The 25053-nt window shown below is 57.2% G+C and carries 24 protein-coding genes and 1 pseudogene; 11 read left to right on the top strand and 14 right to left on the bottom strand.

What is annotated here, in order from left to right; all coding sequences use genetic code 11:
• Nucleotides 1-26: 26 nt before the first annotated feature.
• The 5 genes from ACR0BK_RS00825 to ACR0BK_RS00805 form a co-directional block, all read right to left on the bottom strand.
• Entirely contained in the window at nt 27-1403 is a 1377-nt protein-coding gene (locus tag ACR0BK_RS00825; RefSeq protein WP_480516868.1) for a TRAP transporter large permease, read from the bottom strand.
• Complete coding sequence (locus tag ACR0BK_RS00820) at nt 1403-2080, bottom strand: TRAP transporter small permease (RefSeq protein ID WP_209504065.1); 678 nt, start codon at nt 2078-2080, stop codon at nt 1403-1405. The genes ACR0BK_RS00825 and ACR0BK_RS00820 overlap by 1 nt, the downstream gene beginning before the upstream one ends.
• Before the next feature lie 116 nt (nt 2081-2196).
• Nucleotides 2197-3198, bottom strand: coding sequence for a DctP family TRAP transporter solute-binding subunit (locus ACR0BK_RS00815; protein WP_480553380.1), 1002 nt, complete (start codon nt 3196-3198; stop codon nt 2197-2199).
• A 287-nt stretch (nt 3199-3485) separates the two neighbouring features.
• Nucleotides 3486-4715: a sigma-54-dependent transcriptional regulator gene (locus ACR0BK_RS00810; RefSeq protein WP_480553379.1), complete on the bottom strand. Its 1230-nt coding sequence runs from the start codon at nt 4713-4715 to the stop codon at nt 3486-3488.
• Complete coding sequence (locus ACR0BK_RS00805; protein ID WP_480553377.1) at nt 4712-6445, bottom strand: sensor histidine kinase; 1734 nt, start codon at nt 6443-6445, stop codon at nt 4712-4714. Before ACR0BK_RS00805 ends, ACR0BK_RS00810 begins: the two co-directional genes overlap by 4 nt.
• Nucleotides 6446-6491: 46 nt before the next feature.
• Here ACR0BK_RS00805 and ACR0BK_RS00800 point away from each other — a divergent pair, with 46 nt between their 5' ends.
• Nucleotides 6492-7673 (top strand): cytochrome P450, encoded by a 1182-nt coding sequence (locus ACR0BK_RS00800; RefSeq protein WP_480553375.1) that lies wholly within the window; start codon nt 6492-6494, stop codon nt 7671-7673.
• 45 nt (nt 7674-7718) lie between these two features.
• Here the strand turns inward: ACR0BK_RS00800 and ACR0BK_RS00795 are convergent, their stop codons facing one another.
• Nucleotides 7719-8201, bottom strand: a complete 483-nt coding sequence (locus ACR0BK_RS00795) for an Lrp/AsnC family transcriptional regulator (protein ID WP_480472511.1) — start codon at nt 8199-8201, stop codon at nt 7719-7721.
• Nucleotides 8202-8375: 174 nt separating this feature from the next.
• On the opposite strand from ACR0BK_RS00795, the pseudogene cobA reads away from it, so the two are divergent.
• The 7 genes and pseudogenes from cobA to infC form a co-directional block, all read left to right on the top strand.
• A pseudogene (gene cobA, locus ACR0BK_RS00790) lies at nt 8376-9122 on the top strand (uroporphyrinogen-III C-methyltransferase); the annotation flags it as partial.
• The gene (locus tag ACR0BK_RS00785; protein WP_480472509.1) at nt 9122-9436 is read left to right on the top strand and encodes a DUF2849 domain-containing protein; all 315 of its coding nucleotides are present in this window, start codon (nt 9122-9124) and stop codon (nt 9434-9436) included. The pseudogene cobA and the gene ACR0BK_RS00785, both read left to right, overlap by 1 nt.
• Nucleotides 9437-9501: 65 nt before the next feature.
• Entirely contained in the window at nt 9502-11166 is a 1665-nt protein-coding gene (locus ACR0BK_RS00780; protein ID WP_480553374.1) for a nitrite/sulfite reductase, read from the top strand.
• The gene (locus tag ACR0BK_RS00775; RefSeq protein ID WP_480553372.1) at nt 11156-11917 is read left to right on the top strand and encodes a phosphoadenylyl-sulfate reductase; all 762 of its coding nucleotides are present in this window, start codon (nt 11156-11158) and stop codon (nt 11915-11917) included. The genes ACR0BK_RS00780 and ACR0BK_RS00775 overlap by 11 nt, the downstream gene beginning before the upstream one ends.
• Complete coding sequence (locus tag ACR0BK_RS00770) at nt 11914-12321, top strand: DUF934 domain-containing protein (RefSeq protein WP_480472503.1); 408 nt, start codon at nt 11914-11916, stop codon at nt 12319-12321. Before ACR0BK_RS00775 ends, ACR0BK_RS00770 begins: the two co-directional genes overlap by 4 nt.
• A 107-nt stretch (nt 12322-12428) precedes the next feature.
• Nucleotides 12429-13262: a ferredoxin--NADP reductase gene (locus tag ACR0BK_RS00765; RefSeq protein WP_209504075.1), complete on the top strand. Its 834-nt coding sequence runs from the start codon at nt 12429-12431 to the stop codon at nt 13260-13262.
• A 116-nt stretch (nt 13263-13378) separates the two neighbouring features.
• Nucleotides 13379-13969 carry a translation initiation factor IF-3 gene (gene infC / locus ACR0BK_RS00760; RefSeq protein WP_480476723.1) on the top strand — a complete coding sequence of 197 codons (591 nt, stop codon included), beginning with the start codon at nt 13379-13381 and terminating at the stop codon, nt 13967-13969.
• 58 nt (nt 13970-14027) lie between these two features.
• On the opposite strand, the gene ACR0BK_RS00755 is transcribed toward infC, so the two are convergent.
• Genes ACR0BK_RS00755 through ACR0BK_RS00745 form a run of 3 tightly spaced genes read right to left on the bottom strand, consistent with a single transcriptional unit; the run spans nt 14028 to nt 16580 of the window.
• Nucleotides 14028-14486, bottom strand: coding sequence for a hypothetical protein (locus ACR0BK_RS00755; RefSeq protein WP_480553371.1), 459 nt, complete (start codon nt 14484-14486; stop codon nt 14028-14030).
• Nucleotides 14487-14493: 7 nt separating this feature from the next.
• Nucleotides 14494-15810, bottom strand: a complete 1317-nt coding sequence (locus ACR0BK_RS00750; RefSeq protein WP_480553369.1) for an aspartate aminotransferase family protein — start codon at nt 15808-15810, stop codon at nt 14494-14496.
• Nucleotides 15807-16580 (bottom strand): beta-keto acid cleavage family enzyme, encoded by a 774-nt coding sequence (locus ACR0BK_RS00745; protein ID WP_480472495.1) that lies wholly within the window; start codon nt 16578-16580, stop codon nt 15807-15809. The genes ACR0BK_RS00750 and ACR0BK_RS00745 overlap by 4 nt, the downstream gene beginning before the upstream one ends.
• 86 nt (nt 16581-16666) lie before the next feature.
• On the opposite strand from ACR0BK_RS00745, the gene ACR0BK_RS00740 reads away from it, so the two are divergent.
• Complete coding sequence (locus ACR0BK_RS00740; protein WP_480553367.1) at nt 16667-17566, top strand: MurR/RpiR family transcriptional regulator; 900 nt, start codon at nt 16667-16669, stop codon at nt 17564-17566.
• Nucleotides 17567-17630: 64 nt separating this feature from the next.
• Here ACR0BK_RS00740 and ACR0BK_RS00735 read toward each other — a convergent pair whose 3' ends face one another.
• Both ACR0BK_RS00735 and ACR0BK_RS00730 read right to left on the bottom strand, forming a co-directional pair.
• Entirely contained in the window at nt 17631-18632 is a 1002-nt protein-coding gene (locus ACR0BK_RS00735; protein WP_480553366.1) for a molybdopterin-binding protein, read from the bottom strand.
• Nucleotides 18629-19597, bottom strand: a complete 969-nt coding sequence (locus ACR0BK_RS00730; protein ID WP_480553365.1) for an XdhC family protein — start codon at nt 19595-19597, stop codon at nt 18629-18631. The genes ACR0BK_RS00735 and ACR0BK_RS00730 overlap by 4 nt, the downstream gene beginning before the upstream one ends.
• Nucleotides 19598-19821: 224 nt before the next feature.
• Here ACR0BK_RS00730 and ACR0BK_RS00725 point away from each other — a divergent pair, with 224 nt between their 5' ends.
• A complete protein-coding gene (locus tag ACR0BK_RS00725; RefSeq protein ID WP_480472487.1) occupies nt 19822-20328 on the top strand; it encodes a hypothetical protein in 507 nt (168 codons plus the stop codon).
• Between the two features lie 4 nt (nt 20329-20332).
• Here ACR0BK_RS00725 and ACR0BK_RS00720 read toward each other — a convergent pair whose 3' ends face one another.
• Together ACR0BK_RS00720 and ACR0BK_RS00715 are read right to left on the bottom strand one after the other, a co-directional pair.
• The gene (locus tag ACR0BK_RS00720; protein WP_480553363.1) at nt 20333-21592 is read right to left on the bottom strand and encodes a vWA domain-containing protein; all 1260 of its coding nucleotides are present in this window, start codon (nt 21590-21592) and stop codon (nt 20333-20335) included.
• A gap of 58 nt (nt 21593-21650) precedes the next feature.
• A complete protein-coding gene (locus ACR0BK_RS00715) occupies nt 21651-22559 on the bottom strand; it encodes an AAA family ATPase (RefSeq protein ID WP_480553362.1) in 909 nt (302 codons plus the stop codon).
• Nucleotides 22560-22722: 163 nt separating this feature from the next.
• Between ACR0BK_RS00715 and pyrC the strand changes: the two genes are divergently transcribed.
• Entirely contained in the window at nt 22723-23760 is a 1038-nt protein-coding gene (pyrC, locus tag ACR0BK_RS00710) for a dihydroorotase (protein WP_480472481.1), read from the top strand.
• On the opposite strand, the gene ACR0BK_RS00705 is transcribed toward pyrC, so the two are convergent.
• Nucleotides 23757-25049 carry an MmgE/PrpD family protein gene (locus tag ACR0BK_RS00705; protein WP_480553361.1) on the bottom strand — a complete coding sequence of 431 codons (1293 nt, stop codon included), beginning with the start codon at nt 25047-25049 and terminating at the stop codon, nt 23757-23759. The genes pyrC and ACR0BK_RS00705 overlap by 4 nt on opposite strands.
• Between the last annotated feature and the right edge of the window lie 4 nt (nt 25050-25053).

The following is a 25053-nucleotide window of genomic DNA, read 5'->3' as shown; positions in this document are numbered from 1 at the left end:
CCCGGCTACGTACATCGTCAAACAACCTAATTGGTTATGATTTCCGGCCCCATGAAGGTGTTGGGCAGGAAGGTCGAGATCCACGGAATATACGTCACCATAATCAGGAAGACGAACAGGACAGCAAGGAACGGCAGCGCCGCCCTCACAACGCTCATCATCGGCATACCCGCAACACCCGAGGTTACGAACAGGTTCAAACCGACCGGGGGCGTGATCATCCCGATCTCCATGTTCACCACCATGATGATGCCCAGATGGATCGGATCGATACCCAACTCGATGGCAATCGGGAACACCAGCGGTGCAACGATCACCAGCAGGCCCGACGGCTCCATAAACTGACCACCGATCAGCAGGATTACGTTGACCACGATCAGGAAGGTTACCGGTCCAAGACCCGCTGAAAGCATGGCGCTAGCAATGTGCTGCGGCACCTGTTCGTCCGTTAGAACATGTTTGAGGATCAGCGCGTTGGCGATCACGAACAACAGCGTCACCGTCAGCTTTCCTGCCTCGAACAGAGTATGCTTGGTGTCGGGGTGAAAGAACGCCGTGACCAAAGCGTAGGGCTTTTTCAGCAGTGGCAGGTTCTGTGCGTCCCCTTCCGTACTCAGCGGACCCATGTCCTTGTAGACGAAACTGGCGATGAAGAAGGCATAGACGGCAGCAACCGCGGCAGCCTCGGTCGGGGTAAAGATACCCCCATAAATGCCACCCAGAATGATAACGATCAGGAACAGGCCCCAACCGGCCTCGCGGGCCGAGGTAAAGACCTCACCCCACCCCTTCCATTCACCCTTGGGCAGGTTCTTGACCTTTGCCATGACATAGATGGTGATCATCAGCATGAAGCCAGCCATCAGACCGGGAATAACGCCAGCCAGGAACATGCGCCCAACTGAAACTTCGACGGCGGCGGCATACACAACCATCACGATGGACGGTGGGATCAGGATGCCCAGCGTACCCGCGTTACAGATCACACCGGCGGCAAACTCTTTGGAATACCCAACCTGGCGCATACCTGCGATGACGATCGAACCGATAGCTACAACCGTGGCCGGGGACGATCCTGAAAGCGCGGCAAACAGCATACAAGCAAACACACCCGCAATCGCCAGACCGCCGGGCAGATGCCCCACGCAAGCAATCGAGAATCGGATGATCCGACGCGCTACGCCGCCTGTCGTCATGAAGGACGAGGCGAGAATAAAGAACGGGATCGCCAAAAGGGTGAAATGCCCCTCGAACGCCTCGAACAGCGTGCCTGCGACAGAAGCCAGCGAACTGTCGGAATAGATCAGCAGGAACAGGGTCGAGCTGAGGCCAAGTGCAACCGCAATCGGAACCCCGATCAGCAGCAGGCCGATGACCATCGAGAAAAGAAGGATAACGTCCATCAGTCATGCACCCCTTGTTGTGCGCGGACTTCCTCAATCTCGTCCTCGACTTCGTGGCTGGCGACAAGGCGATCGGTCTCACCACGCCAGATTTGAACGGCGACCTGCGTAAACCGGATCACCAGCAGCAGCATGGATACAGGCAGAACTAGGTAAGGTACGACCTTGGGCAGTTTTTCATACCCCTCGCCATAGTTGATCAGGTCTTCCAGAAAGCGCAGCGGCGCAACCATGGGGATGTCGTCCACCTCGTAGAAACTCTGGCTGCGTGCGCCGAAATCAAACCCAGTCGGGAACCAGCGGCCCGATGTTGGCGGCAGATCTGCAAAGACGGCCCAATAATCATATGCCCCCTTGAGCATCAGCAGCGAAAACACCAGACAGCATCCGACCGAGACTAACGCCATTAGACGCCTCGGTGCTGGCGCTAGCATGTTTAGGATTGCATCCACGCCCAGATGAGCATGTTTCTTGACCGCGTAAGACGCGCCCAGCAGCACCAGCCAGCCAAACGTGAACACTGTCAACTCAAGCGCCCATAGGATATTGGAATTAAAGACAAACCGCGCGATCACGTTGGCAAATGTAACGACCGTCATAAGGCCCAAAAGCAACGCGATCAGGGTTTCTTCGATATGGTCGATCAGCCCGCCCTGGCCGGAGTTCGCACCAGACATCTTTCAGTCCCCGCATTTTATTGAAGAGAGAGTTGAGAATGGGGCGGGCCATTTCAGCCCGCCCGGCCTGCGCGTCGAATACTCCCCAGTCCCCGGACGCGCGGTCTTTGACCGGATCAGAAGCCGGCGTTGATGGCCTGTGCCGCGTCGATCTTGTCCTGACCCACGTCACCGGCGAATTTGTCCCAAACCGGTTTCATCGCGTCGACCCAGGCCTGACGCTGTTCAGGGGTCAGTTCACGGATGACGCCGCCCGCATCGATGATCGACGCTTTGGCCGCTTCGTTCACAGCAAAGGCTTCTTTGTTCCGGGTCTCGGTAACTTCGGCCAGAATGGTCAGGAACTGATTCCGCACCGCCGGATCAAGACTGTCCAGCCAATCCACCGATGTCACGACCAGATAGTCGATGATGCCGTGGTTGGTTTCGGTGATACCGTCCTGCACCTCAAAGAACTTCTTGCCGTAGATGTTCGACCAGGTGTTCTCCTGCCCGTCCACCACGCCCTGTTGCAGCGCGCCATACACTTCCGAGAACGCCATTTTTTGCGGGCTGCCACCAATGGCCTCCATCTGAGCCACCAGCACATCTGACGACTGCACGCGGAATTTCAAACCGTTTGCATCCGACGGATCAACCAAAGCCTTGTTGGCCGACATCTGCTTCATGCCGTTGTGCCAGAACGCCAGCCCTTGCAGGCCGCGGCGCTGCATGCTGTCTTTCATCGCCTGCCCCTCGGCCGAGGCCTGGAACGCGTCTACAGCGTCGACGTTCTTGAACATGAACGGCAGGTCAAACAGGCGGAACTGTTTGGTGAACTTCTCGAACTTCGACAGCGAGGGCGCTGCCAGTTGCACGTCGCCCTGCAACATCGCTTCGAGAACTTTGTCGTCGTTGTAGAGCGTCGAGTTCGGGTAGACCTCGACACACATCGTGCCGTTCATTTCGTCGTTGACCCGCTGCTCCAGCAGCGATGCCGCGATGCCCTTGGGGTGTTTGTCGGTGTTCGTCACATGCGCGAACTTAACGACGATTTCACCTTCGTCGCATGCAGCCATACCAGCCGTTGCGGTTACAGTCAGAGCAAGCGCAGTTGCTGCCGTTGTCAGAAGCTTCATCTGATATCCTCCCAGAGTTCCTTGAAACTTGCAGTCGACGCCGGGTAAGCGCCGTATGGCGTGCAGTGAAGCGACTCAGGGTAAAGCACACAACTTTTGACTGCGATTGCGGAAAGTGTCTGATTACATGTTTAATACCAAAGTGTTACAGCTTTGTTGGTTCGGGTTCTGCGCTTCACAGTCCCGAGCCGTGCGAAAACTCGCACATCCTCAGTGCGGCTTGTGCGGAATTCCGCACATATTCCGAATCACTTCATTCGAATCAGAAGTGCCAATCCAGTTCCCGCTCATCTGCGGTAATCCTCGGGACGAATCTGATAGCGCGCCAGCTTGTCGTAAAAGGTCTTGCGCGGCAGCTTCAGCGCCTTGGCCGCATCTGACGCTTTTCCATTGTGGCGGCCCAAAGCTGCAATCAACAAAGATCGTTCCACACGCGCCATCTGTTCGCTCAACCCCAGATCCGTTGCTTGTGTAACCTCCTCGGGCATTCCAAGAACAAACCGCATTGCTGCCGACATCAGCGAACGGGCGTTGCCCGGCCAGTCGCTGGCCATCAAGGCGGCCAGATGTTCGGACGAAATCTCGGGAATTGCGATGCCTGCCTGTTCGGCCGCTTGCGCCACATAGTGGCGAAAAATCACCGGAATGTCGTCGGGGCGTTCCGCCAATGATGGAACACGCACCCGCATCACATCCAAACGATAGAACAGATCTGCGTTAAACCGCCCTTCCGAACATAAAGCGGACAGATCAGCGGTTGTCCCTGCAATAATACGCCCCCCTGGACCGCGCTCGATGATCTCCAACGCCGCAAACTGCGTGGCTTGGGGCATGGCGGACACTTCGTCCAGAAACAGGGATCCACCCACTGCATCGCCGCAGCTTTGGGCAAGATCATCGGGGCTTAGGCTTGAAGCCGGACGTTTGACAAAAGGCCCCTGACCAGCGGGCGACATCAGGTGAACCACTTCGGCAACTTTGGATATGCCGCTGCCCGGCGGGCCGGTAACAAGAACTTCGGCCCCAGTCGGTGCAACAGTTCGCACACGATCCCGCAGTGCCTCGGCTTGCGGCGACAGACCAAACAGCAAACGTGCGGCCGGATCCCCCCTTTCAAGTTCAGATTTCAGGGCGCGCTGTTCCAAAACCTGAGTGCGGGCCGCGAATGCGCGTTCAAGAACGTCCATCAGGTCAGACGCAGCGCATGGTTTCTCCAGAAAATCGAACGCGCCTTTTCCCATGGCTTCCACGGCCATTGGGATATCGCCTTCTCCGGTCAAAAGGATCACCGGAAGCTCGGGGTCGATATCCCGAGCATAGGTCAGCAGATGGAAACCATCCCGCCCGGGCATTCGGATGTCCGAAATAATCACACCGGGGAAATCCCGCCGAATATGATCCTTGGCCGCCACAAAAGATCCGGCTGTTGTCGGTGCATAGTCCGCCAGTTCAATGGTTTGCGCCAGTGCCTCGCGAACAGCTGCGTCATCATCGACCAACAGAACCCTGCGCATCATGCTGCCTCTTCTTTTCCATAGGGTTCCAGTTCGACGGTAAACACTGCGCCATCAGTCGTGTTTGCCCCACGGATTTCACCCCCAAAGCTTTGAACCAGACCATATGATATTGAAAGGCCGAGCCCCAGACCTTCAGAGGATCCTACGCTTTTTGTCGAATAAAACGGCTCGAACACACGGTCGGGGTCTTCAATCCCCGGGCCGGTATCCCGCACAGAAACGCGCAACCGGTCTTCTTCGTGCATCACAATCGAAATGTGCCGTTTGGGTCGCCCCAGCATCGCATCCGCCGCGTTATTGATCAGATTAACAAAGACCTGCACCAATCGGACTTCACCCCCCCAAACATAAACCGCAGACTGTCCCGGCTCCCATTCCAGCGTCACATCATCGTCACGCAAACGGGTTTCGGTCAACTCGACGGCGGTTTTCAGAACCTGCACCAGATCGACCCGGCCCATTGGTTCGCTTTCGTTGCGGGCAAACGCGCGCAGATTCTTGATGATCCGGGCCATGCGGGCGGCCATTTCCGAAATACGCCCAAGGTTTTCGCTGGCCCTGTCGCCTTTGCCGCGTTCAAGAAAGGCCGTGCCATTGTCGGCGAATTGCTGGATTGCCATCAAGGGTTGGTTGAGTTCGTGGCTGATCCCCGCCGACATTTGCCCCAATGCGCTGAGTTTACCTGCCTGCACCAGTTCGGCCTGCGCTTTTTTCAGGGCTGCTTCGGCCTCCTGACGTTCTGCAACTTCGCGGCGTAACGCTGTGTTCGCTTGGGTCAATGCACGGGTACGCTGCGCCACCCGGCTTTCCAGAACCATGTTGGCATTAGCCAGCGTCCGTCGCCGCTCCATGGCAAGATACAGCATGGCACCAAACGCCAGACAGATCGCTGCGACCGCCGCCGCCTGCAACCCCGCAAGTCGCCGGGCCGGGGCCACGTTCACCAAAACCTCGGCGGTCATATCGATCACAGGCAGTTCAAGCGTTAGGTGCAACGCGTCGCGTGGCAAATACCGCCCCCAGTTCAGCCGCCACAATTCATGCTGGCCGACCCGCGTCGCTGCAAAATCCACCGACGCACCTTCTGGCGGTGTCAGCCCGGACTGGCCAGCCTCGCGGCTCCAGAACAGCAAGTCTGATCGGTTCGAGATGAAGACGACACCGTCAGAATCAACAAAGAACACGGCTTCGGTACTGCCCCGCCAGGTTTGTTCAATGTCCTGGACGTCGGCAACCACCATCACCGCACCTTCGACTTGCCCGGACGGGGCAAAGGCCGGAGCGGCATAGGAATATATCCGGTCGCCACTCTCTGGAACCACCTCATGCGCGGTACCCACCGCACCCTGCATGGCGCGCCTGAACGCTGGATGTGCGGACATATCTCGCTGTGCCACTGGCTGTGCGGTGACCAGAACCCGACCGTTGCGATCCAGGTACATCATGTTGACGGCCGCTGTCTTGTCGGCGACGTCCAGCAACATCGCTTGCGCGTCATGTACGTGTGTTGGTGTATTCAACGCGTGCAAAGCGGGATGTGTCGCCATCAGAACCGCCAGTTCCTGATAGACCTGCATCTGGGTGCTGAGCCGATCCGCCGCCAGTTCAAGGTCTGCTTCAGCCTTGTCACTTAGCTGAGACAGCGCCTGACGATAACCATAAGACCAAACAAAACCTGACAGCAGTCCGACAGCGGACAAAAAACCAGCAATGATCCAAACTCTCTGCATAGACAGGGTCTTGCATTCAACGCGGCTCGTGGCAAGTGTGCGTCGCATGAAGTCATTCTCGCAATCCCCGACAGATCCGGGTTTCGTTCAGAACCCCTACCCTTTCTATGATCATGCCCGCACTGCTGGAGATCTATTCTATTGGCGCGACTACAATATGGTTGCTGCAACGTCCTGTCAGGCGGTGCGGACACTTCTTCGCGACCGCCGGTTTGGGCGGGAAGTTCCGCCTGAATGCGCGACACAGGGCCCTGCCCATTTGGCCCCCTGGCTGGCTATCGAAGCTCACTCGCTGCTTGAAGCTGAACCCCCGCGACATACCCGCCTGAGAGCGCTTGTCATGCGCGCTTTCACGTCGCGGGAAATTTCTGCATTGCAGCCTTCCATTGAATCGCTATGCCACAGTCTTATCGAGACGTTTCCGAATACACCTTTCGACCTGTTGAGTGCCTATTGCACGCAGGTCCCGGTGATAACCATCTGCCGACTGCTGGGCGTTCCCGAAGACATGGCACCCAACCTGTTGCAGTGGTCGCATGACATGGTCGCCATGTATCAGGCCAACCGGACGCAGGCGACCGAGGATAAGGCGGCCAAGTCGTCTCAGGAGTTCACGGATTTCCTGTTGGGATACATTAACCAGCGACGCAATGATCCCCGTGACGATTTGATCACCCGGCTTATCAGCGCCGAGGAAGAAGGTGAAAAGCTGACCATCGACGAGTTGGTCGCAACATGCATCTTGCTGCTGAATGCAGGTCACGAAGCAACTGTGCATTCGCTGGCGAACGGTGTGAAAACTCTGTTGCAAACTTATACCAGCCCCGGCGTTCTGGCACCGGACCAGATCGACGCAACGATTGAAGAAATTCTGCGCTATGACCCGCCTTTGCACATGTTCACACGTTATGCGTATGAAGACGTTGACATATTTGGGCATTCGTTCAGGCGCGGTAATCAGGTCGCGCTTTTGCTTGGCGCTGCAAACCGCGACCCTGCCGTCTGGGATGAACCCGAAAGGTTTGTTCCGACGCGCTCGATTGAGGTCAACACAAGTTTTGGCGGAGGCATCCACTTCTGCGTCGGCGCCCCTTTGGCAAGGTTGGAAATGCGCATAGCCCTGCCCATTCTGTTCAACAGCTGCCCGAACCTGCGGCTCGCTACAGAGCCAACCTATTCAGACAGCTATCACTTCCATGGTTTGGAACGGTTAATGGTTCAGGTCTGACCTGTATAAGGCGCGGCTCGATCCGGCGTTGGAAGCACCTGCCTTTTACGCCCCTTCAACCAATGCGTTGAGGGGAAGCATGGTTGTGGACTTGATTTCTTCCATCGACAAAAGCGCGGTTACGTTGTGCACCCGCACCTCCGATATCAGCGACTGGTAGAATTGGTCATAGGCGCGCGCGTTCTTGACCCGAACCTTGAGGATATAATCAATGTCTCCGGCCAGCCGGTGCGCCTCTTGCACTTCGGGATGATCGCGCAATGCTTTAAGGAACTTTCGCTGCCACTCGGCCTCGTGCTCCGATGTGCGGATCAAAACAAAGAAAGTCGCTTCAAACCCGAGCGCTTCGGCATCCAGCAAAACCGTTTGCTGACCTATTATTCCTGCACTCTTGAGCTTGCGTATACGATTCCAGACAGGCGTCTTTGAACTGCCGACCCGAGCCGCTATTTCATCCAGTGACTGCCCTGCATCGCGTTGCAGCTCGGCCAGAATTTTCCGATCCGTATCATCTATCCGCACCGACATTCCAATTTTCCTTCCACATCGAAGTTTTCGTTCCAAAATTTTTCATTGATGGAACATTTGTCCTTATTTGAGCGTCCATATGGCGCTTTGGTGGGAATATTTCCTATATTGAGGGTCAAGTCAAACCACACCCGAGATGATCCAATGCAGGACGTTCGCACAACAGGCCCCAAAGGACATGTCGACTTTGTCGGCGCAGGTCCGGGCGACCCCGAGTTGCTGACGCTCAAGGCGCTGACCGCGTTTGAGCGGGCTGATGTTGTGCTGCATGACCGCCTTATCAGTGAACCCGTTCTGGACATAGCCGGTCAAAGCGCCGCCTTGGTTGATGTCGGCAAAGCCGGGTTCGGCCCATCCTGGAAGCAAAGTGATATTGACGCGCTTTTGGTCGAATATGCCCTGAATGGTAACCGCGTGGTCCGCCTGAAGTCCGGTGATCCCACTGTCTTTGGCCGTCTGGATGAAGAGATCGAGGCCGTCGAGGCGGCTGGCATTTCGTGGCAGATCGTTCCTGGTATCACAGCGGCCTCTGCCGCAGTGGCTGGCATCGGCCAAAGCCTGACTCAACGCGGTCGAAATTCCTCGGTGCGGTTCCTGACCGGGCACGACATGAAAGGTTTTGCCGATCATGACTGGAATGCCCTGGCACGGGCTGGTTCGGTTGCTGCGATCTATATGGGCAAGAAATCTGCCCGCTTTATCCAGGGTCGCCTGATCATGCATGGCGCCGATCGCGCCACCCCTGTCACGCTGGTCGAAAACGCCTCGCGCCCGAACCAACGGATACTGTCCACCACACTGGATCAACTGCCCGCCGACCTGGCCGCCGCCGAATTGGACGGACCGGCCCTGACTTTCTATGGCCTTGCCCCGCGCGAAGCGGCGCAGGCCGTAACCGAATTCAATAAGGAGCTTGCCTGATGGCCCGCGCTTTTACCCCCAAAGTCGTCACCGCAAATGATTTGCTGGTAGGTGACGTCATTTACCAGACCGAAGATGACAGTTGGACGCGTGATCTGTCCCAAGCGGAACTGATCACTGACGAAGCACATGCTCAGGTGCGTCTGCTGGATGCGGCGCGTCAGGCAAATAAAGTCGTTGGCGCCTATCTGGCCGATGCCGTTGCTGGCAAGAACGGCCCCGAGCCCACCCATTTTCGGGAAGATTTCCGCCGGACTGGTCCGTCCAACTATGCCCACGGCAAACAGGAAACTTCCCCGCAGCCCCGGGCCTGACCTCTGGCCATATCTCTCCCCTTCAAGGCCCCTAGGTTCGGGGCTGCAAACAAGGACAGCTAGACATGTATCGCTACTCTGAGTTCGACACAGCATTTTTGGCAGAACGTAACGCGCAGTTCCGCGCCCAGGTCGAACGTCGCATTGACGGCTCGTTGACCGAAGACGAATTCAAGCCGCTGCGCCTGATGAATGGGCTGTACCTGCAACTGCACGCCTACATGCTGCGTGTCGCCATTCCCTATGGCACGCTGAACAGTGCGCAGATGCGCCAACTGGCGCTGCTGGCCGAGAAGTGGGACAAAGGCTATGGCCATTTCACGACGCGTCAGAACATCCAGTACAACTGGCCAAAGCTGAGCGACGTGCCGGATATGCTGGACGCGCTGGCCGAGGTTGGCATGCACGCCATACAGACCTCGGGCAACACCATTCGCAACGTGACCGCCGACCACTTTGCTGGTGCCGCCGCGGATGAGGTCGCTGATCCCCGCCCTTACGCCGAATTGCTGCGCCAGTGGTCGACCGACCACCCGGAATTCCAGTTTATGCCGCGCAAATTCAAGATCGCCATCACTGGTAGTGAAAACGACCGCGCCGTGATCAAGGCGCATGACATCGGCCTGCAACTGGTTGAGCGTGACGGCGTTCTTGGCGCGCGCGTCATTGTTGGCGGTGGCCTTGGCCGTACGCCCATGATCGGCAAGGAATTGTCCGAATTCGTCGCCTTTGATGACCTGCTGGCCTATCTGGAAGCCACCGTTTCCGTATGGAACCAGATTGGTCGCCGCGACAACAAGTACAAAGCACGTATTAAGATCACCGTGCACGAGCATGGCATCGACGCTATCCGCGCCAAGGTTAACGAACGTTTCCTGAAGGTCCGCCCGCAGTTCAAAGGCGCGGACATGAACCTGCTGGAAGAGATCAAGGGCCACTTTGCACCGCCTGCCTTCCGCCAAGCTTCGGTCGCGTCGTTTGAAAGCTCCTATACCAACGATCCGGTTTTCCGCTCGTGGGTCGATACCAACATCGCGCCGCACAAGGACGCGGACCATGCGATTGTCACGATCTCGATCAAGAAGCATGGGGCAACGCCGGGCGATGCAACTGCCGAGCAAATGCGCGTGATGGCCGATCTGGCCGAAGAGTTCGCCTATGACGAGCTGCGCATCAGCCACGAGCAGAACGTGATCCTGCCGCATGTCCATAAATCGGACCTGCCCGCGATCCACGCCAAGCTGAAGGAATACGAACTGGCAACCGCCAATATCGGTCTGATCAGCGATATCATCGCCTGCCCCGGCATGGATTATTGCGCGCTGGCGACGGCGCGTTCGATCCCGGTTGCTCAGGAAATTGCGACGCGGTTCGAGGACCTGAAGCTCGAGCATGACATCGGCCACCTGAAGATCAAGATCTCAGGCTGCATCAACGCCTGCGGTCACCACCATGTCGGCCATATCGGCATTCTGGGTCTGGACCGCGCAGGCGTGGAAAACTACCAGATCACTTTGGGTGGCGATGCGACCGAAACTGCGGCAATTGGTGATCGCACCGGTCCGGGCTTTGCCTATGACGAAATCGTTCCTGCCGTTGAGCGCATTGTCGACACCTATCTGAACCAGCGTGCAAGCGCAGAGGAGACATTCCTGGAAACATATCGCCGGGTGGGCATGGCGCCGTTCAAAGACGCCCTCTACCCCGAGGCCCGAGCAAATGCCGCTTGACCTGATCCAGACGGAACTGGGCCGGGACAGACGCGAACTGACTGAACGTGTCGAAGACCTGAATGCCCGGTTCCGGCACCACAGCGCTCATGATGTCATGCATGGGGCAATTGAAGAGATCGATGAGCTTGCTCTGGTCTCGAGCTTTGGTGCTGAATCTGTCGTTCTTTTGCACATGGCGGCGGTGGTGAACAAGGCAACGCCCGTTCTTTTCGTGGACACGCAAATGCTGTTCACCGAAACGCTGGAATACCAGCAGGAGGTGAGCGAGCGTCTAGGGCTTACCAACATTCGCATCATCCGGGCCGAGGATGCAGAAGTTGAACGCGAAGACCCATACGGTGCGTTGCGCCTGCGCGACACGGATGCATGTTGTAACCTGCGCAAGACTTTCCCGCTGCAAAAAGCACTGGTGGGGTTCGATGGCTGGATAACCGGACGCAAGCGGTTTCAGGCAGGCACGCGCGCCGCGCTGGAATTCTTCGAGGTCGAGGATGGTACAGGCCGGATCAAGGTCAACCCGCTGGCCCATTGGGCGCCCGAGGATGTGCGGGCCTATATGGAAGAAAACAACCTGCCCCGGCACCCGCTGGTGGCCAAAGGATACCCTTCGATCGGCTGTGCGCCCTGCACCTCGCCGGTCAAAGAGGGCGAAGACCCCCGCGCCGGACGCTGGCGCGACCAGAACAAGGAAGAATGCGGCATCCATTTTGTCGATGGCAAGATGATGCGCGTCGGAGAGAAAACATGAACGTAATCGTAACGGATGAGGGCTTTTCGCCCGATGACTGGACCGACGGCTTTGTCACTTTGGATGACGCCGCCAATGACGTGGTCGCGCTGGACGTGAGCTCGGAGACAGACCCAGACGAACTGTATGACCGGTTGGGCGGCACCAGGCTGGTTCGGGTAGACTTCCCCTCTTTCGCAGATGGTCGCGGCTTTACCATCGCCCGCACATTGCGCCTGAAGGGCTACAAAGGCCGGTTGCGCGCCAAAGGGCATGTGCTTGCCGATCAATACGCCATGGCGCGCCGCAGCGGCTTTGACGAGGTCGAGATCGACGGAGAATTGGCAGACCGCCAACCCGAAGATCAGTGGCTGGCCCGCGCGAACTGGAAAGAGAATAACTATCAGGCCCGCCTGCGCGGCTAATCCCGCACTTGCCAGCTTGTGACGCAAAGGGGGCAATCTGTCCCCTTTTCCTGACTTGGATCAAAGATTAAACGGAGATGTCGGTTTAGCAGACCGGCAGGTAAACGATGACAGAGATGAAGCCCGTGAGCGAAGCAACCGCAGTAAAAGTCCCCGTCCTTCCGGACGCGCAAACCGTAACCGACGTCAAACACTGGACCGACAGCCTGTTTTCTTTCAAGGTGTCGCGCCCGGCCTCGTTGCGGTTCCGCTCGGGCGAATTTGTGATGATTGGTCTGCTGGGTGACAACGGCAAGCCGTTGCTGCGCGCCTATTCCATCGCCTCGCCCTCGTGGGATGAAGAGCTGGAGTTTTATTCGATCAAAGTTCAGAACGGCCCGCTGACGTCGAAATTGCAACATATCAAACCGGGTGATCAGATCATCTTGCGTCCCAAACCGGTTGGCACATTGGTGCATGACGCCCTGCTGCCCGGCAAACGCCTGTGGTTTTTTGCAACCGGCACCGGCTTTGCACCTTTTGCCTCGCTGCTGCGTGAACCACAGACCTATGAGGATTATGACGAGGTCATCATCACCCACACCTGCCGCGAAGTGGCAGAGCTGGAATATGGCCGTCAGCTGATCGACAGCATCCGCCAGGACGAACTGTTGGCCGAACTGATCGGTGAAGGATTTGCCGACAAGATCCGCTATTACCCGACCACCACACGGGAAGAGAGCCCCAAGATGGGCCGCATCACCACCCTTCTTCAGGATGGCACCGTATTTTCCGATCTGGGTATTGATGGCGGCATCAAGCCTGAAACCGACCGTGCAATGGTCTGCGGTTCGCTGGCTTTCAACCTGGATATCAAGGAAATTCTCGAGGGGTTTGGTTTGCGTGAAGGAGCTAACTCGGAACCCAAGGAGTTCGTGATCGAAAAAGCCTTTGTCGGCTAAAGCAACCCTGCGTTCAGGGCTTTGCCGCCTTGAACGCGAAAAACACCGGCAGAAAACAAGTTTTTTCGCATTACCCTGTATTTATGCCGCTTGAAGTGCGGTCTCGCCCGGTTTAAATTCCGGGCTCGAAATTCTGCAATCATCAAAGGAATGAACCCATAGCTCGCAGACCTCACAACGCGCCGCCTCAACGTGAAACCGGCCCGCGCGTAAATGAAAGAATCCGTGCCCCCGAAATTCGGCTGATTGGTGCCGAAGGTGAAAACGTCGGGGTGGTTCATCCCGCCAAAGCCATGCAGATGGCCGCAGATGCAGGTCTTGATCTAGTCGAAATCTCGCCTAATGCGAACCCACCGGTCTGCAAGATCATGGATTTCGGCAAGTACAAGTACGAAACGCAAAAACGCGAAAACGAAGCGCGCAAAAAACAAAAAGTCATCGAAGTGAAAGAGGTCAAATTCCGACCCAACACCGATACGCATGACTATGACGTCAAAATGAAGAACGTCTTTAAGTTTCTGGAAAAGGGCGACAAAGTCAAAGTCACCCTGCGCTTTCGTGGCCGTGAAATGGCACACCAGAACCTGGGTCGCGAATTGCTGGAGCGTGTGGCCGAAGACATCAAAGAGGTCGGCAAGATCGAGAACATGCCGAAGATGGAAGGCCGTCAGATGGTCATGATGATCGGTCCGCTTCCGCATAAGTAATCTGCTTCAAAGACCAAAACGATCAAAGCCCCTTCGCTGCCGAAGGGGTTTTTTTTGTTCAGGTCGCGCGTCTGCTTCGTAACCAGTTGACCGCATCCCTGAAATCGAAAAGCAGGGAAATTACGTCAACGATCAGAAGCACCCAAAGAAACTTGGCAAAAGCAGCGCTCAGGGTCGCATCGGAGAACAATAATAGCGCGACAATGACAACTAGTGGAATCCAGCACAGAATGTGCGGCAAGGCCATCGCGCCACTCATCCCGCGCGCAACCGCCATGATGGGTATGTTCAGCGCCATACCGGTAATCGCCAGAACAGCGATGAGCATCCCTTGTGGCTGATCCAGGAAAGCAAGCGGAACCAGATTAACCGGCACCAATATTACGGCCACCCAGATCTGCACCCAAAGGGGAAGCGCACGGAAACTGCGCCAAATATCCAGCACTATTGATTTCGCCTTTTCAGATACTTCTCCCGCGACATTAACAAATAAGCTGCGGGCGAACAGTGCGCTCACGGTAATGTCAAAGCACAGCAGAAAGGGCGCGTTCCAGTTTGCTGACGAGTTCGCCTATCTGTTCCTCTTCAATAACAAAGGGCGGCGCCAGCAGGACATGATCGCCGTTCCGGCCATCCCGCGTGCCAGCCATGGGATAGCAAATCAACCCTTCGGCCAGTGCTGCCTTTTTCACCTTACCTGCGATGCCACGTGATGGATCAAAAGGGGCCTTGCCGTCGCGGTCAGCGACCAGTTCAACACCACGGAACAACCCGCGCCCACGGATATCTCCCACGTTCGGGTGCTGTCCGAATGCAGCCTCGAGGGCGGATCGCAGCTTGTTGCCCATGACCCCGGCACGCGCAGGTAAATCCCGTTCGGTCAACTCACGGACTACCGCCAATGCGGCGGCTGTGGCGACCGGATGACCGACATAGGTGTGTCCATGTTGGAAAAACCCTGATCCGTCGCGGATCGCGTTATAGATTTTGCCGGTACACAGCATGGCTCCAATCGGTTGATATCCGGCCCCCAACCCCTTGGCGATACACAAAATATCCGGCGCGATGTCGTCATGATCGCAGGCAAACAGGTGACCGGTTCGGCCCATACCGCACATCACCTCATCCAAAATCAGCAACACACCATAGTGGTCGCAGATCTCGCGAATACGCTTGAAGTACCCTTCAACCGCAGGGACTGCGCCAAGGGTAGCTCCAACCACTGGTTCGGCCATAAATGCCATGACAGTATCAGGGCCCAGCCGCAGGATTTCGGATTCCAGCTCATTGGCCACACGCTGACCATAGTCAAAGCTGCTCTCGTCTTCCGATTTTTCGGCATATTCGTAGCAGGCAGAGATATGCGTCATCTCGATCAGCATCGGGGCGAATTGCGCCCGTCTCCATGCGTTACCCCCAGCGGACAAAGCCCCTAAAGTGTTGCCGTGATAGCTTTGCTTTCGCGCGATAACGTGACGGCGTTCAGGTTGTCCGATTTCTAGAAAGTACTGGCGCGCCAGTTTGATTGCCGCCTCGGTCGCCTCGGACCCGCCCGAAACAAAATACACCCGGTCCAGATCCCCCGGCGCGTGCCGGATCAACAATTCGGCCAAAGCCTCAGCCGGTTTTGATGTCATGAACCCTGTATGTGCAAAGGCAATCTGTTCCACCTGCTGCTGTACCGCTTGGATCACGGCCTGATTCGAATGGCCCAGACAAGATACCGCCGCATCACCGCAATCCAGGTAACGCTTGCCCTTTGCGTCGATCAGATAACAGCCATCGCCGCCAACCGCGACAGGAAGGTCCGATTTCGTGTGACGTGGGAAAACATGACTCATTTCTGTGCCCTTCCAAGCAATTCGACTAATGCTGCAACCGAGGCCGCGTTATCTGCCCACAGCCTGCCATCCGGCCCCGTCAGACTGTTTTCAAACCCAACCCGCACGTCACCACCGCGTCGCGCAGCCTCAGCCAGACAGGCATGTTCTTGCGTTCCAAAGGCGCACACCATCCAACGGGCCGGGCATTCTGGAAAGGCGTCGAGATCGGCAGGCACAGATTGCTGGCCATCGCTGTATCGCCCCAGAACAAGCAAACGATCTGTCTGATCCGCGTGTACGATGCCCAAAGCGAGCCACTGTTCCAGTAAACGTGCGTCCTCAGTATCGTACAAGATATGCTGAACCCGTGTGCCCTGATCCGCACATAGTGCATAGACCCTGGGCGCAAGGTTCAGATCGCGGGCGATTTCACGCACCGAGATTGATGCCCATTCAGGTCGCACCTTTTGCAAACAGTCCAGTTGCGATGCCACGTCGAACTGCCCGGCAGCTTCGGTCGTGATCTGTAGCTCCATTTTTGGAACCTCGCGCTGCAATTCCGCAAGCGTTTCCCGGTACAATCCGGCGTCCAGTGAATGCCGTCCGTCTGCATCCCTAATATGCAGATGCAACCCATCCGCACCTGCGGCATGGCAATCCCGCGCAGATATGACGATCTGATCAATCCTGAGTGGCAAGGCTGGATGATCCAACGCGTTCCGCCGGGCACCGTTTGGCGCAACTAGAACGTAGGGCCTGTCCGAGCTGTCAGTTGTTATTGATGTCATAGCACCACCCAAATCTTTGCCCTCAGTTAGAGTCGCTGGACGACGTATTCAATTTACACAAAAGAAAACATATGTTTCTTTTTGGTATGACACCCACCCTTACAGCCTTGACCAGCCAAATTCGACGCGAGATCGATGAGATGCCAGCGCAGATGCAAGTCGCGGCGAAATATATCATCGACCATCCCGGTGATTTCGGCCTGAACCCGGTCCGAGCGACCGCCGACCGGATCGGCATCAGCACCAGTGTTCTTGTTCGACTGGCGCAGCGTATGGGTTTCGACAGTTTTGACGCCTTTCGCCACCCATTTCGCCTTGCTCTCACAACCGACAGTGAAGACAGGATTGGTCAGGAATGGTTAACCACGTCACCCAGACAAGACCCTTTCAATGACGCACAGGCCAGATTTGCGCGCAATGAGATGAATGTTGTGTCCCGATCCCTGCGCCTGATGGAGCCGCAATTGGCCAAGCGTGCCGTTGAATACATGGTGTCTGCACGTCGTTGTTATGTGACCGCCACAAGGTCCAGTCATGCGCTGGCCTATTATTTTCACTACGCCGGCCGCATGGCCCATCCCGGATTACAGCTGATACCAAGACACATGGGCTCGGCTGTCGATGACCTGGTCGAGGCCACGTCCGAGGATTGTTTGTTTGCCATCACCGTCCATCCCTATTCCGCAGATACGATCCATTCGATGCGTTTTGCCCGCGACCGGGCCATGAAGATTGTGTTGCTGTCGGATAGCGAGGTGATTGCACCCGGCGTCAACCCGGATGTCGTTCTGCCCGTCAGCACCCGCACTTTACATCCGTTTTCTAGCTTTTCTGGCGCGATGGCGGTTCTGGAATGCCTGCTCGGACATCTCTTTGATGCAGGAGGAGACGCCGCACGGGATAGGGTCGAACAGTTTCAAAAAGCCCGGGAGGACACCGGCGCGTATTGGCGGCCCGGCGTATTGCCAAGGATGAGAAAACCCTAGAATATCAATAATACATTGGCCGCAAGTACGGTGTGATACGCCATATCGCGGACCTTGGCGGCGGTCAGTCGTTTCTTTTCGCCCGCGGCTGAGGTCTGGTCGGGATTTCCTTCAACAATCCGCCAACCCCCATTCCGGCAATATCGGCGCCTGTTGTTTCAATCCCGCATGCGACACGCGACAGCACCCAATCCGCCCCATTCAACGCCGGAGAGCGCGCGCATCCCGGCAAGCCGATCACAGGTCGGCCCTGCAAGTCCCCAAGAAACAGCAGGTTTCCCGGATCAACCGGCATACCAAAGCGATCAATCGTCCCACCGGCCTGCCGAACGGCCGACGGTGCGACATCGTTGGGATCCGAGGTGGCCGAACCCGTCAATATCATCAGAAGATCGCCCTTCCCCTTAGAAATCGCGCTGGTCAAGGAATCCGTTCGATGCGGAACAATCTGCACCTCCGCAAGCTCCATTCCCAATGCCTCGACCCGTCCCCGAATGGCCGCAATCCCCTTTTCGTTCGGTGGACCACCGGGAATTTCCGTTACAACAAGACCGGCTGTCCGATGAACAGGCCGCGCCAGACGCACAGCTCCTTGTGCCAGCCCGGCGGCGCGCTGAACATCAGCCTCTGGCACGGCATATGAGATGACCTTAATGGTCGCCATCATGCCGTTCGCCCCCATTTGCTGGTACTGTGGAACGGTCGCAACGGTAATCATCGGATTGACCAGATTGAACATTTCAAGTGCGTGAACATCAAGCACGGCAACCCCGGGCCCATCGGCCAAAAGGTTTACCCGCCCGGTAAATGCCTCGGTAACCCGCAAGTTGGCTGATGCTGGATCAGGTGCCAGCGCAGACGCCAGCTTACGTGCCGCCTGATCTTCATGGCAATCACCGGAATCCAGTCGGGCAACAATAACCTCGCTTAGACCGGCCTTTATCAGTTGCGCCACATGTTCCGAGCGCAATTCAAGCCCCTTGCGAAGCTTTCGCCCATCCGCTGTAACCGAATGCGCCAGAATGGCCCCCTCTGCCCGGGACAACGGCACAGGCCCAAATTTCATGCTTTCCCTCGCAGAACTGAAGTGATCTGCGCCAATATCGCAACCGCGATTTCCGAGGGACCGGCGGCCCCGATATCCAGGCCAATGGGCCCATGAATGCCAGAGATTTGCGCATCGGTGAAACCAGCTGCTTTCATACGCTCAATGCGCTTGGCATGGGTGCGCGTTGACCCCAATGCACCGATATAGAACACATCGGCGGCCAACGCGGCTTGTAGCGCCGGATCGTCAAGTTTTGGGTCATGTGTCAGCAGGACAATAGCGGTCCGCGCGTCCAGTCCCAGCTTCGCAACGGCTTCATCCGGCCAATCCGTCAGGATCGTTTCACCGGGAAAACGTGCTCTGGACGCAAAGGCGTCACGCGGGTCGATAATGGTTGGATCATAGCCCGCAATCCGCGCCATCGGCACCAGAGCCTGCGCGATGTGAACCGCCCCAACGACCAGCAACCTCAGCGGTGGGTTATGTACTGCGACAAAGGTCTGGCCATCCTCTTCGAACCCTGACCGATCCATACGCAGCCTGTCGGCATAAGCATTGCGGCGCAACGCCCTGCGCCCGGTCTCGACATTGACTTCGTAGGCAACGGGCTCACGAGCGGCCCGAGCGGCAACCAGTTCCGCCAACATAGATTCGGGCAGGACTTCTCCTATGGGTTCGACAAGAATGCGTATAGTCCCCCCACAGGCCAAACCAACCGCGAAAGCATCGTCGTCACTGATCCCGAATTCAAGCAAACGCGCTTCGCCTTCATCAATGGCTTCAAGCGCCTCGACGATAACAGCACCTTCGACACATCCACCAGAAACGGAACCTTCTATCCGACCATCGCCACCAATCACCAATTGGGATCCCACCCGCCGCGGTGCACTGCCCCAGGTTTCGACAACTGTAGCGAGCGCCGCGCCGCGCCCGCTGCGGTGCCAGTCAAGCGCCGTTTCAGGACTGTTGTCGAATCGTTCCATCGGAACCTCCGGATGACCTATGACACCAACATAAGCGGGAATTGCGTGATGAAAAGCGCATCAGGCTTACCAAAAGGTCTATATTGAACCCCATAAGGCAACGCCATTGCCCGAGCCATATTCAACAAATCATAGCATTGATTGTTTGTGACCCGAGTTCTAGCCTGTGCAGGCAACCGACTTCAGGTCTGGCTTGCATACCATACAAATCATAGATCGGAGACATGCAGTTGAAACGTATTCTTGCATTGGGCGCGGCAGTTGGTCTTTTGACTTCAACCGCAGCGTGGGCTGACACATTCCAACGCTATGGAGAGGTTGAAGGCTGGAAAGTCTTCATCGACACTGAAAAGAAATCCTGCCTGATCGAGGCGGTGGATGATGCGGAAAACGTCGTTCAGATGGGCCTGACCGAAGATCGTGGCGTGGGATATGTCGGCATCTTCACCAAGGCTGAAACCGATATCAAACGTGGCGAGACGCAAGAAGTCGCCATCCTGCTGGGCGACAACATATATCTGGGTGAAGCGACCGGCATGAAAGGTAACATCACCAAAGGCTATTCCGGTGGTTATGTTCTGTCGGACAGCCCACAGTTCGCGGATGATCTGGCCAAGAAGAAGGTCATGATCGTGTTTCCCGAGACATCCTACGCCTTCACCGTCGATCTGACAGGCACTTACAAAGCCATGGAGATGGCCCGCAAGTGCAATGAAGAACAGCTGTCGTAAGCTGCTAGTCGGAAAGCGCGGCCATCAGCCGTGCTTTCTGCCCCTCATCGTCGGGTTGTGAAATCGCTGCGGCCAAGTCTTCGAGTGAGGCAATCGAATGCCCTGCGCGAAAACTGTCAACATGCGGTAGCATCGCGGCAACCCCTTGCGCCCTGGGCGCGAACCCGTCCCAACGCAACAAGGGATTCAACCAGATCAGGCGTTTTGAGGACAGGTGCAGACGCTCGATCTCTTTCCTGAGGAGCTCGGGATCACCCCGCTCGAGCCCGTCTGTGATCAACAGAACAACCGCCCCCTGCCCCATCACCCGGCGTGACCAGTCCCTATTGAATTGATGCAGGCACTCTCCGATACGCGTGCCGCCCTCCCAATCCTGCGCCTCGGCCCCTGCTGCGGCAAGTGCCGCGTCTACATCCCGTTGGTGCAGGTGGCGCGTTATGTTGGTGAGGCGTGTGCCGAATGTGAAGGCATGGACCTTGGCCCAACCCGCTCCCTTGGCGTTGGACACTGAATGCAGGAAATGCAGGATGATCCGACTGTACTGGCTCATCGAGCCGGAAATATCGCAAAGTGCGACAAGATTTGGCCAGCGTAGTTTGGGCTGTAGCCTGGCAATTTCGCGCAACTCACCCCCTTGCCGCATGGCCGCGCGCAATGTGCGGGCACGGTCGATGCGGTGCCCCAAATGACTTGTCTGCCCGCGGCGTGATTCAATTGGCTTTACCGGCAGTGTCATCCGCGCCAATACGCGCTTGGCCTGCGCGATTTCGGCCGTGCTCATCTGCTCGAAGTCCAGATTGCGCAGCCGTTCCTCGGATGAGGCGGTCTGGGTCGCGTCGATTTCGATCTCGGTTTCGCCTTCCTCTTGCCCGGCAGCGTCCGGCAAATCACGCTCAACCCCGTCCAGCAGTGCCTCAGCCGCGCGCTTTTCACCGGCGTCGGCCTTGCGCTCCTCCTGAACGCCCCGAATTGCAGGAAGCATCATCGCCATCATGTGTTCCATGTAACGCGGGTCTCGCCAGTACATTCGGAAGACTTGCGCAAAAATCACGCGGTGTTCCGGGCGGTTCACGAAACAGGCGTGTAAGGTCCAGTAGAAATCCTGTTTCTCGGAAAAACCTGCCGCCTGCACGGCACGAATAGCGTCGATCACGCGACCGGGTCCGATTGGCAGCCCAGCCTTTCTGAGTGCGCGGGCAAAATGGGTGATGTTGTGCGCCAGCTTTGGGTTGTCCGGGATATCCAGCGGAAGTTGTTCGGCCATCAGACGTTACGGGGGCTCTGCCCCCATATCCCCGGAGTATTTGAAAAAAGATGAAACATCAGACCGGTTCGAGCGTGGCCTTGGCCTCGTCGAGGATGCGTTTTGCCTCGGACCCCTGAAGTTTTTGAATGTCGTCCTGATATTTGAGGATCGCACCCAGCGTATCCCCGATCACCTCGGGGCTGAGGTTCATCACATCCAGCGCCAACAGGCATTTCGCCCAGTCGATGGTCTCGGCCACACCGGGTTTCTTGAACAAATCCTCGGTGCGCAAACGCTGAACAAAGGCTACAACCTCGCGACTGAGTGCTTCCGCAGCTTCAGGCGCACGGGCGTGCAGGATTTCGAGCTCACGCTCGAAGTTGGGGTAATCGACCCAATGATAGAGGCAACGGCGCTTGAGAGCATCGTGCACTTCCCGCGTCCGGTTCGAGGTGACGATCACGATGGGCGGTTCAGGTGCTTTTATAGTGCCAAGTTCGGGGATGGTGACCTGAAAGTCACTGAGCGCTTCGAGCAGAAACGCTTCAAACGGTTCGTCGGTCCGGTCCAATTCGTCGATCAGCAGAACTGGCGCTCCGTTTTCGTCCGGGCGCATCGCCTGCAACAAGGGGCGTTCGATCAGGTATTCGTCCGAGAACAGTTCAGTCTGCAACGCGCCCCGGTCGGCCCCACCCGCGGCCTCAGCCGTTCGGATCGCGACCATCTGCGCCGGAAAATTCCATTCGTAAACAGCTGACGACGCATCCAGCCCTTCGTAGCACTGCAACCGGATCAGGCGCCGGTTCAGCCCGGATGCCAGAGCCTTGGCGATCTCGGTCTTTCCAACCCCTGCTTCGCCTTCCAGAAATAACGGGCGTCCAAGCTTCAGCGACAGGAACACAACCGTCGCAAGGGCGCGACCGCAGACATAGCCCTGACGACCCAGCATCTGCTGCACGGCATCGATGGAATCTGGCTGTGTCATGGAACCCCTCTCTGCTTTAGGGATAAACAGGTCATGCAAGTGTCTGGGCGTCAAGGCCTCAACCTTGGACAGAGCTACGACGTTCAGGTCGGTTGACAAGATTTTTTTTGTGCCTTGCGCGGACGCAGTTGGTCTTTCGCAACAGCTATGCTAGCGGAAGGCCATGACCGACACCCTTACGCTCCGCCGCCCCGACGACTGGCATCTGCATCTGCGCGATGGCGCGATGCTACAGGCCGTCCTGCCCGAAACCGCGCGCCATTTCGCCCGTGCGATCATTATGCCGAACCTTGTACCGCCGGTTGTGCGCGGCGATCAGGCCGCCGCCTATCGAGACCGCATTATGGCGGCTCTGCCCGATGGTATGACGTTCGAGCCGTTGATGACCCTGTATCTGACCGAAGATACAGATGCCGCAGATGTCGCAGCGGCCCATGCCAACGGTCTGATCAAAGCCGTCAAGCTGTATCCTGCCGGGGCTACCACCAACTCCGCCTCGGGTGTGCGCGACTTCGACAAAGTGCGCCCGGTGCTTGAGAAGATGGCCGAAATCGGCCTGCCCATGTGTGTGCATGGCGAGGTGACGGATCCGGAGATCGACATATTTGACCGCGAAGCCGTATTCATCGACCGTGTTCTGGATCCGATCCGCAGATCGACTCCGGGCCTGCGTGTTGTGATGGAACATATCACCACGTCCAATGGTGTGGATTATGTCAAAGCCAACGCGGTTGATCTGGGTGCAACGATCACGGCGCATCACTTGATTATCAACCGCAACCATATCCTAGTTGGTGGCATCAAACCGCATTACTATTGCCTTCCTGTTGCCAAGCGCGAGGAACACCGTCTGGCCCTGCTATCCGCCGCAACATCGGGCGATGCGCGGTTTTTTCTGGGCACGGACAGTGCCCCGCACACGGATGCAAACAAGGAAATGGCTTGTGGCTGTGCGGGCTGTTTTACGGCGACCAACACCATGTCTCTGGTGGCTGAAATGTTTGACCGGGAAGGTGCATTGGAAAAGCTGGAAGGCTTCGTGTCGCTCAACGGGCCGGGTTTCTATCGCTTACCGGTGAACCAGGATATGATTACCCTGACCAAGGGTGAGCCCGTTTCGTATCCCTCAAAGATTGAAACAGGCGATGGACCAGTGACTGTATTTGACCCGGGCTTTCCGTTGCACTGGTGCGTGGCTTAACCCGCCATACGTTCGGCCAGATCGCGGGCACGTCCCCCAGTGCGCAGCATCGACCAGATCGTGTCCGCCTCATCCGCACCGATCAGCTTGGTCGCTTTGTCGCGCACGCGATCCTCACGGTCCGACAACGACACTGTGTTCAGCAGATCATGCGTCGCTTCGCGGCGAATGCCATCGCGACGCAGCAGGGACAGATGCGCCTGCGTTTCTGACAGGCTGTCATCTGCCTCGACCGTGATGCGGTCGCGCAAAGACGTTATACGCGGGTCGACGCAGACCTTGTCGGTGAAACTACCTGGCAAAGCCGTATCATATCCCAGCGCCTGCATCGCGATCACTGTCCGATAGGAAAACTTGGCCCCCAGTCCGGTTGTCGGTGACAGTTGATTGCACACACTCATCCAGCGCGGATGAGTCTTAATCTGGATCTCGGCGACCTCTGGCTCCGCTATGTCCAACTCCCGCGCGGCTTCCAGCGCGGCGTGAAGACCGTGGCAACAGGCGTGAAACTTGTGGCTGACCGTTTCAAACAGCCATTCATCGCCCAACCCATCCAGAGCAGTTTGATCCGCTGCACCTTGATGCGTTGCCCCAAATCCATAAGGACCCTCCAGCGCGTCGGCGTTGGCCTGAAAACCGCGCTGTACCAGCAAGGCCGTCTCGACCCCTGCTGAAGCGGCAAGTCCGGCGTTATACGGCTTGCCCATGGTTCCGAACTGCGCCTTCAGCCCCGCCGCACGCGTCGCCGTCAGACCCAGAACCATTCGCATCTGGTTTGCGTCAAAACCCAGCAAACGGCCAACAGCGACTGCCGCCCCAAAGGCACCGGATGTCGCCGTCTGGTGAAACCCTGCCTGATAGTGACCGCGCCCCAGCCACAAGCCAATTCGGATTGAGGTTTCCATACCCACCAAAGCGGCTTCGAGAAAGTCGACAAGAATACGGTCATCCCATTCGGCCACCGCAAGGGCTGCAGGCAAAATGGCGACGGAAGGATGCCCGATATGGGCGAAATGCGTGTCATCGTAATCCAGCGCGTGAGACACCGTGCCATTCACCAACGCCGCACCACGTAGCGGCGCCGGGCCGCCGCCAAAGAGATGCGACTGAGGGTTCCCGCCCTCGGAAAGTATCATGTCGCGAACCGTGGTTGAGACGGGTTCGCGCGCGCCTGCCCGGCCCACAGCGACCCAGTCAAGAACAGATAGCGATGTGACGATTCGCGCCTGAGACGACGTAGAAATCGGCCCTGCCGCAAAAGCGGCCAATGATACTGTAAATTCCGTCATACGC

This window comes from Ruegeria sp. AF1 (assembly GCF_056542125.1).
Note: the sequence above shows the minus strand (reverse complement) of the source record. Positions and strands in the feature narration are given on the sequence as shown.

Excerpts from the sequence above, each read along its gene's own strand:
- ACR0BK_RS00825 (WP_480516868.1), bottom strand. The coding sequence starts at position 1,403 with ATGGACGTTATCCTTCTTTTCTCGATGGTCATCGGCCTGCTGCTGATC.
- ACR0BK_RS00820 (WP_209504065.1), bottom strand. The coding sequence starts at position 2,080 with ATGTCTGGTGCGAACTCCGGCCAGGGCGGGCTGATCGACCATATCGAA.
- ACR0BK_RS00815 (WP_480553380.1), bottom strand. The coding sequence starts at position 3,198 with ATGAAGCTTCTGACAACGGCAGCAACTGCGCTTGCTCTGACTGTAACC.
- ACR0BK_RS00810 (WP_480553379.1), bottom strand. The coding sequence starts at position 4,715 with ATGATGCGCAGGGTTCTGTTGGTCGATGATGACGCAGCTGTTCGCGAG.
- ACR0BK_RS00805 (WP_480553377.1), bottom strand. The coding sequence starts at position 6,445 with ATGCAGAGAGTTTGGATCATTGCTGGTTTTTTGTCCGCTGTCGGACTG.
- ACR0BK_RS00800 (WP_480553375.1), top strand. The coding sequence starts at position 6,492 with ATGAAGTCATTCTCGCAATCCCCGACAGATCCGGGTTTCGTTCAGAAC.
- ACR0BK_RS00795 (WP_480472511.1), bottom strand. The coding sequence starts at position 8,201 with ATGTCGGTGCGGATAGATGATACGGATCGGAAAATTCTGGCCGAGCTG.
- ACR0BK_RS00785 (WP_480472509.1), top strand. The coding sequence starts at position 9,122 with ATGGCCCGCGCTTTTACCCCCAAAGTCGTCACCGCAAATGATTTGCTG.
- ACR0BK_RS00780 (WP_480553374.1), top strand. The coding sequence starts at position 9,502 with ATGTATCGCTACTCTGAGTTCGACACAGCATTTTTGGCAGAACGTAAC.
- ACR0BK_RS00775 (WP_480553372.1), top strand. The coding sequence starts at position 11,156 with ATGCCGCTTGACCTGATCCAGACGGAACTGGGCCGGGACAGACGCGAA.
- ACR0BK_RS00770 (WP_480472503.1), top strand. The coding sequence starts at position 11,914 with ATGAACGTAATCGTAACGGATGAGGGCTTTTCGCCCGATGACTGGACC.
- ACR0BK_RS00765 (WP_209504075.1), top strand. The coding sequence starts at position 12,429 with ATGACAGAGATGAAGCCCGTGAGCGAAGCAACCGCAGTAAAAGTCCCC.
- ACR0BK_RS00750 (WP_480553369.1), bottom strand. The coding sequence starts at position 15,810 with ATGAGTCATGTTTTCCCACGTCACACGAAATCGGACCTTCCTGTCGCG.
- ACR0BK_RS00745 (WP_480472495.1), bottom strand. The coding sequence starts at position 16,580 with ATGACATCAATAACAACTGACAGCTCGGACAGGCCCTACGTTCTAGTT.
- ACR0BK_RS00740 (WP_480553367.1), top strand. The coding sequence starts at position 16,667 with ATGACACCCACCCTTACAGCCTTGACCAGCCAAATTCGACGCGAGATC.
- ACR0BK_RS00735 (WP_480553366.1), bottom strand. The coding sequence starts at position 18,632 with ATGAAATTTGGGCCTGTGCCGTTGTCCCGGGCAGAGGGGGCCATTCTG.
- ACR0BK_RS00730 (WP_480553365.1), bottom strand. The coding sequence starts at position 19,597 with ATGGAACGATTCGACAACAGTCCTGAAACGGCGCTTGACTGGCACCGC.
- ACR0BK_RS00725 (WP_480472487.1), top strand. The coding sequence starts at position 19,822 with ATGCAGTTGAAACGTATTCTTGCATTGGGCGCGGCAGTTGGTCTTTTG.
- ACR0BK_RS00720 (WP_480553363.1), bottom strand. The coding sequence starts at position 21,592 with ATGGCCGAACAACTTCCGCTGGATATCCCGGACAACCCAAAGCTGGCG.
- ACR0BK_RS00715 (WP_480553362.1), bottom strand. The coding sequence starts at position 22,559 with ATGACACAGCCAGATTCCATCGATGCCGTGCAGCAGATGCTGGGTCGT.
- pyrC (WP_480472481.1), top strand. The coding sequence starts at position 22,723 with ATGACCGACACCCTTACGCTCCGCCGCCCCGACGACTGGCATCTGCAT.
- ACR0BK_RS00705 (WP_480553361.1), bottom strand. The coding sequence starts at position 25,049 with ATGACGGAATTTACAGTATCATTGGCCGCTTTTGCGGCAGGGCCGATT.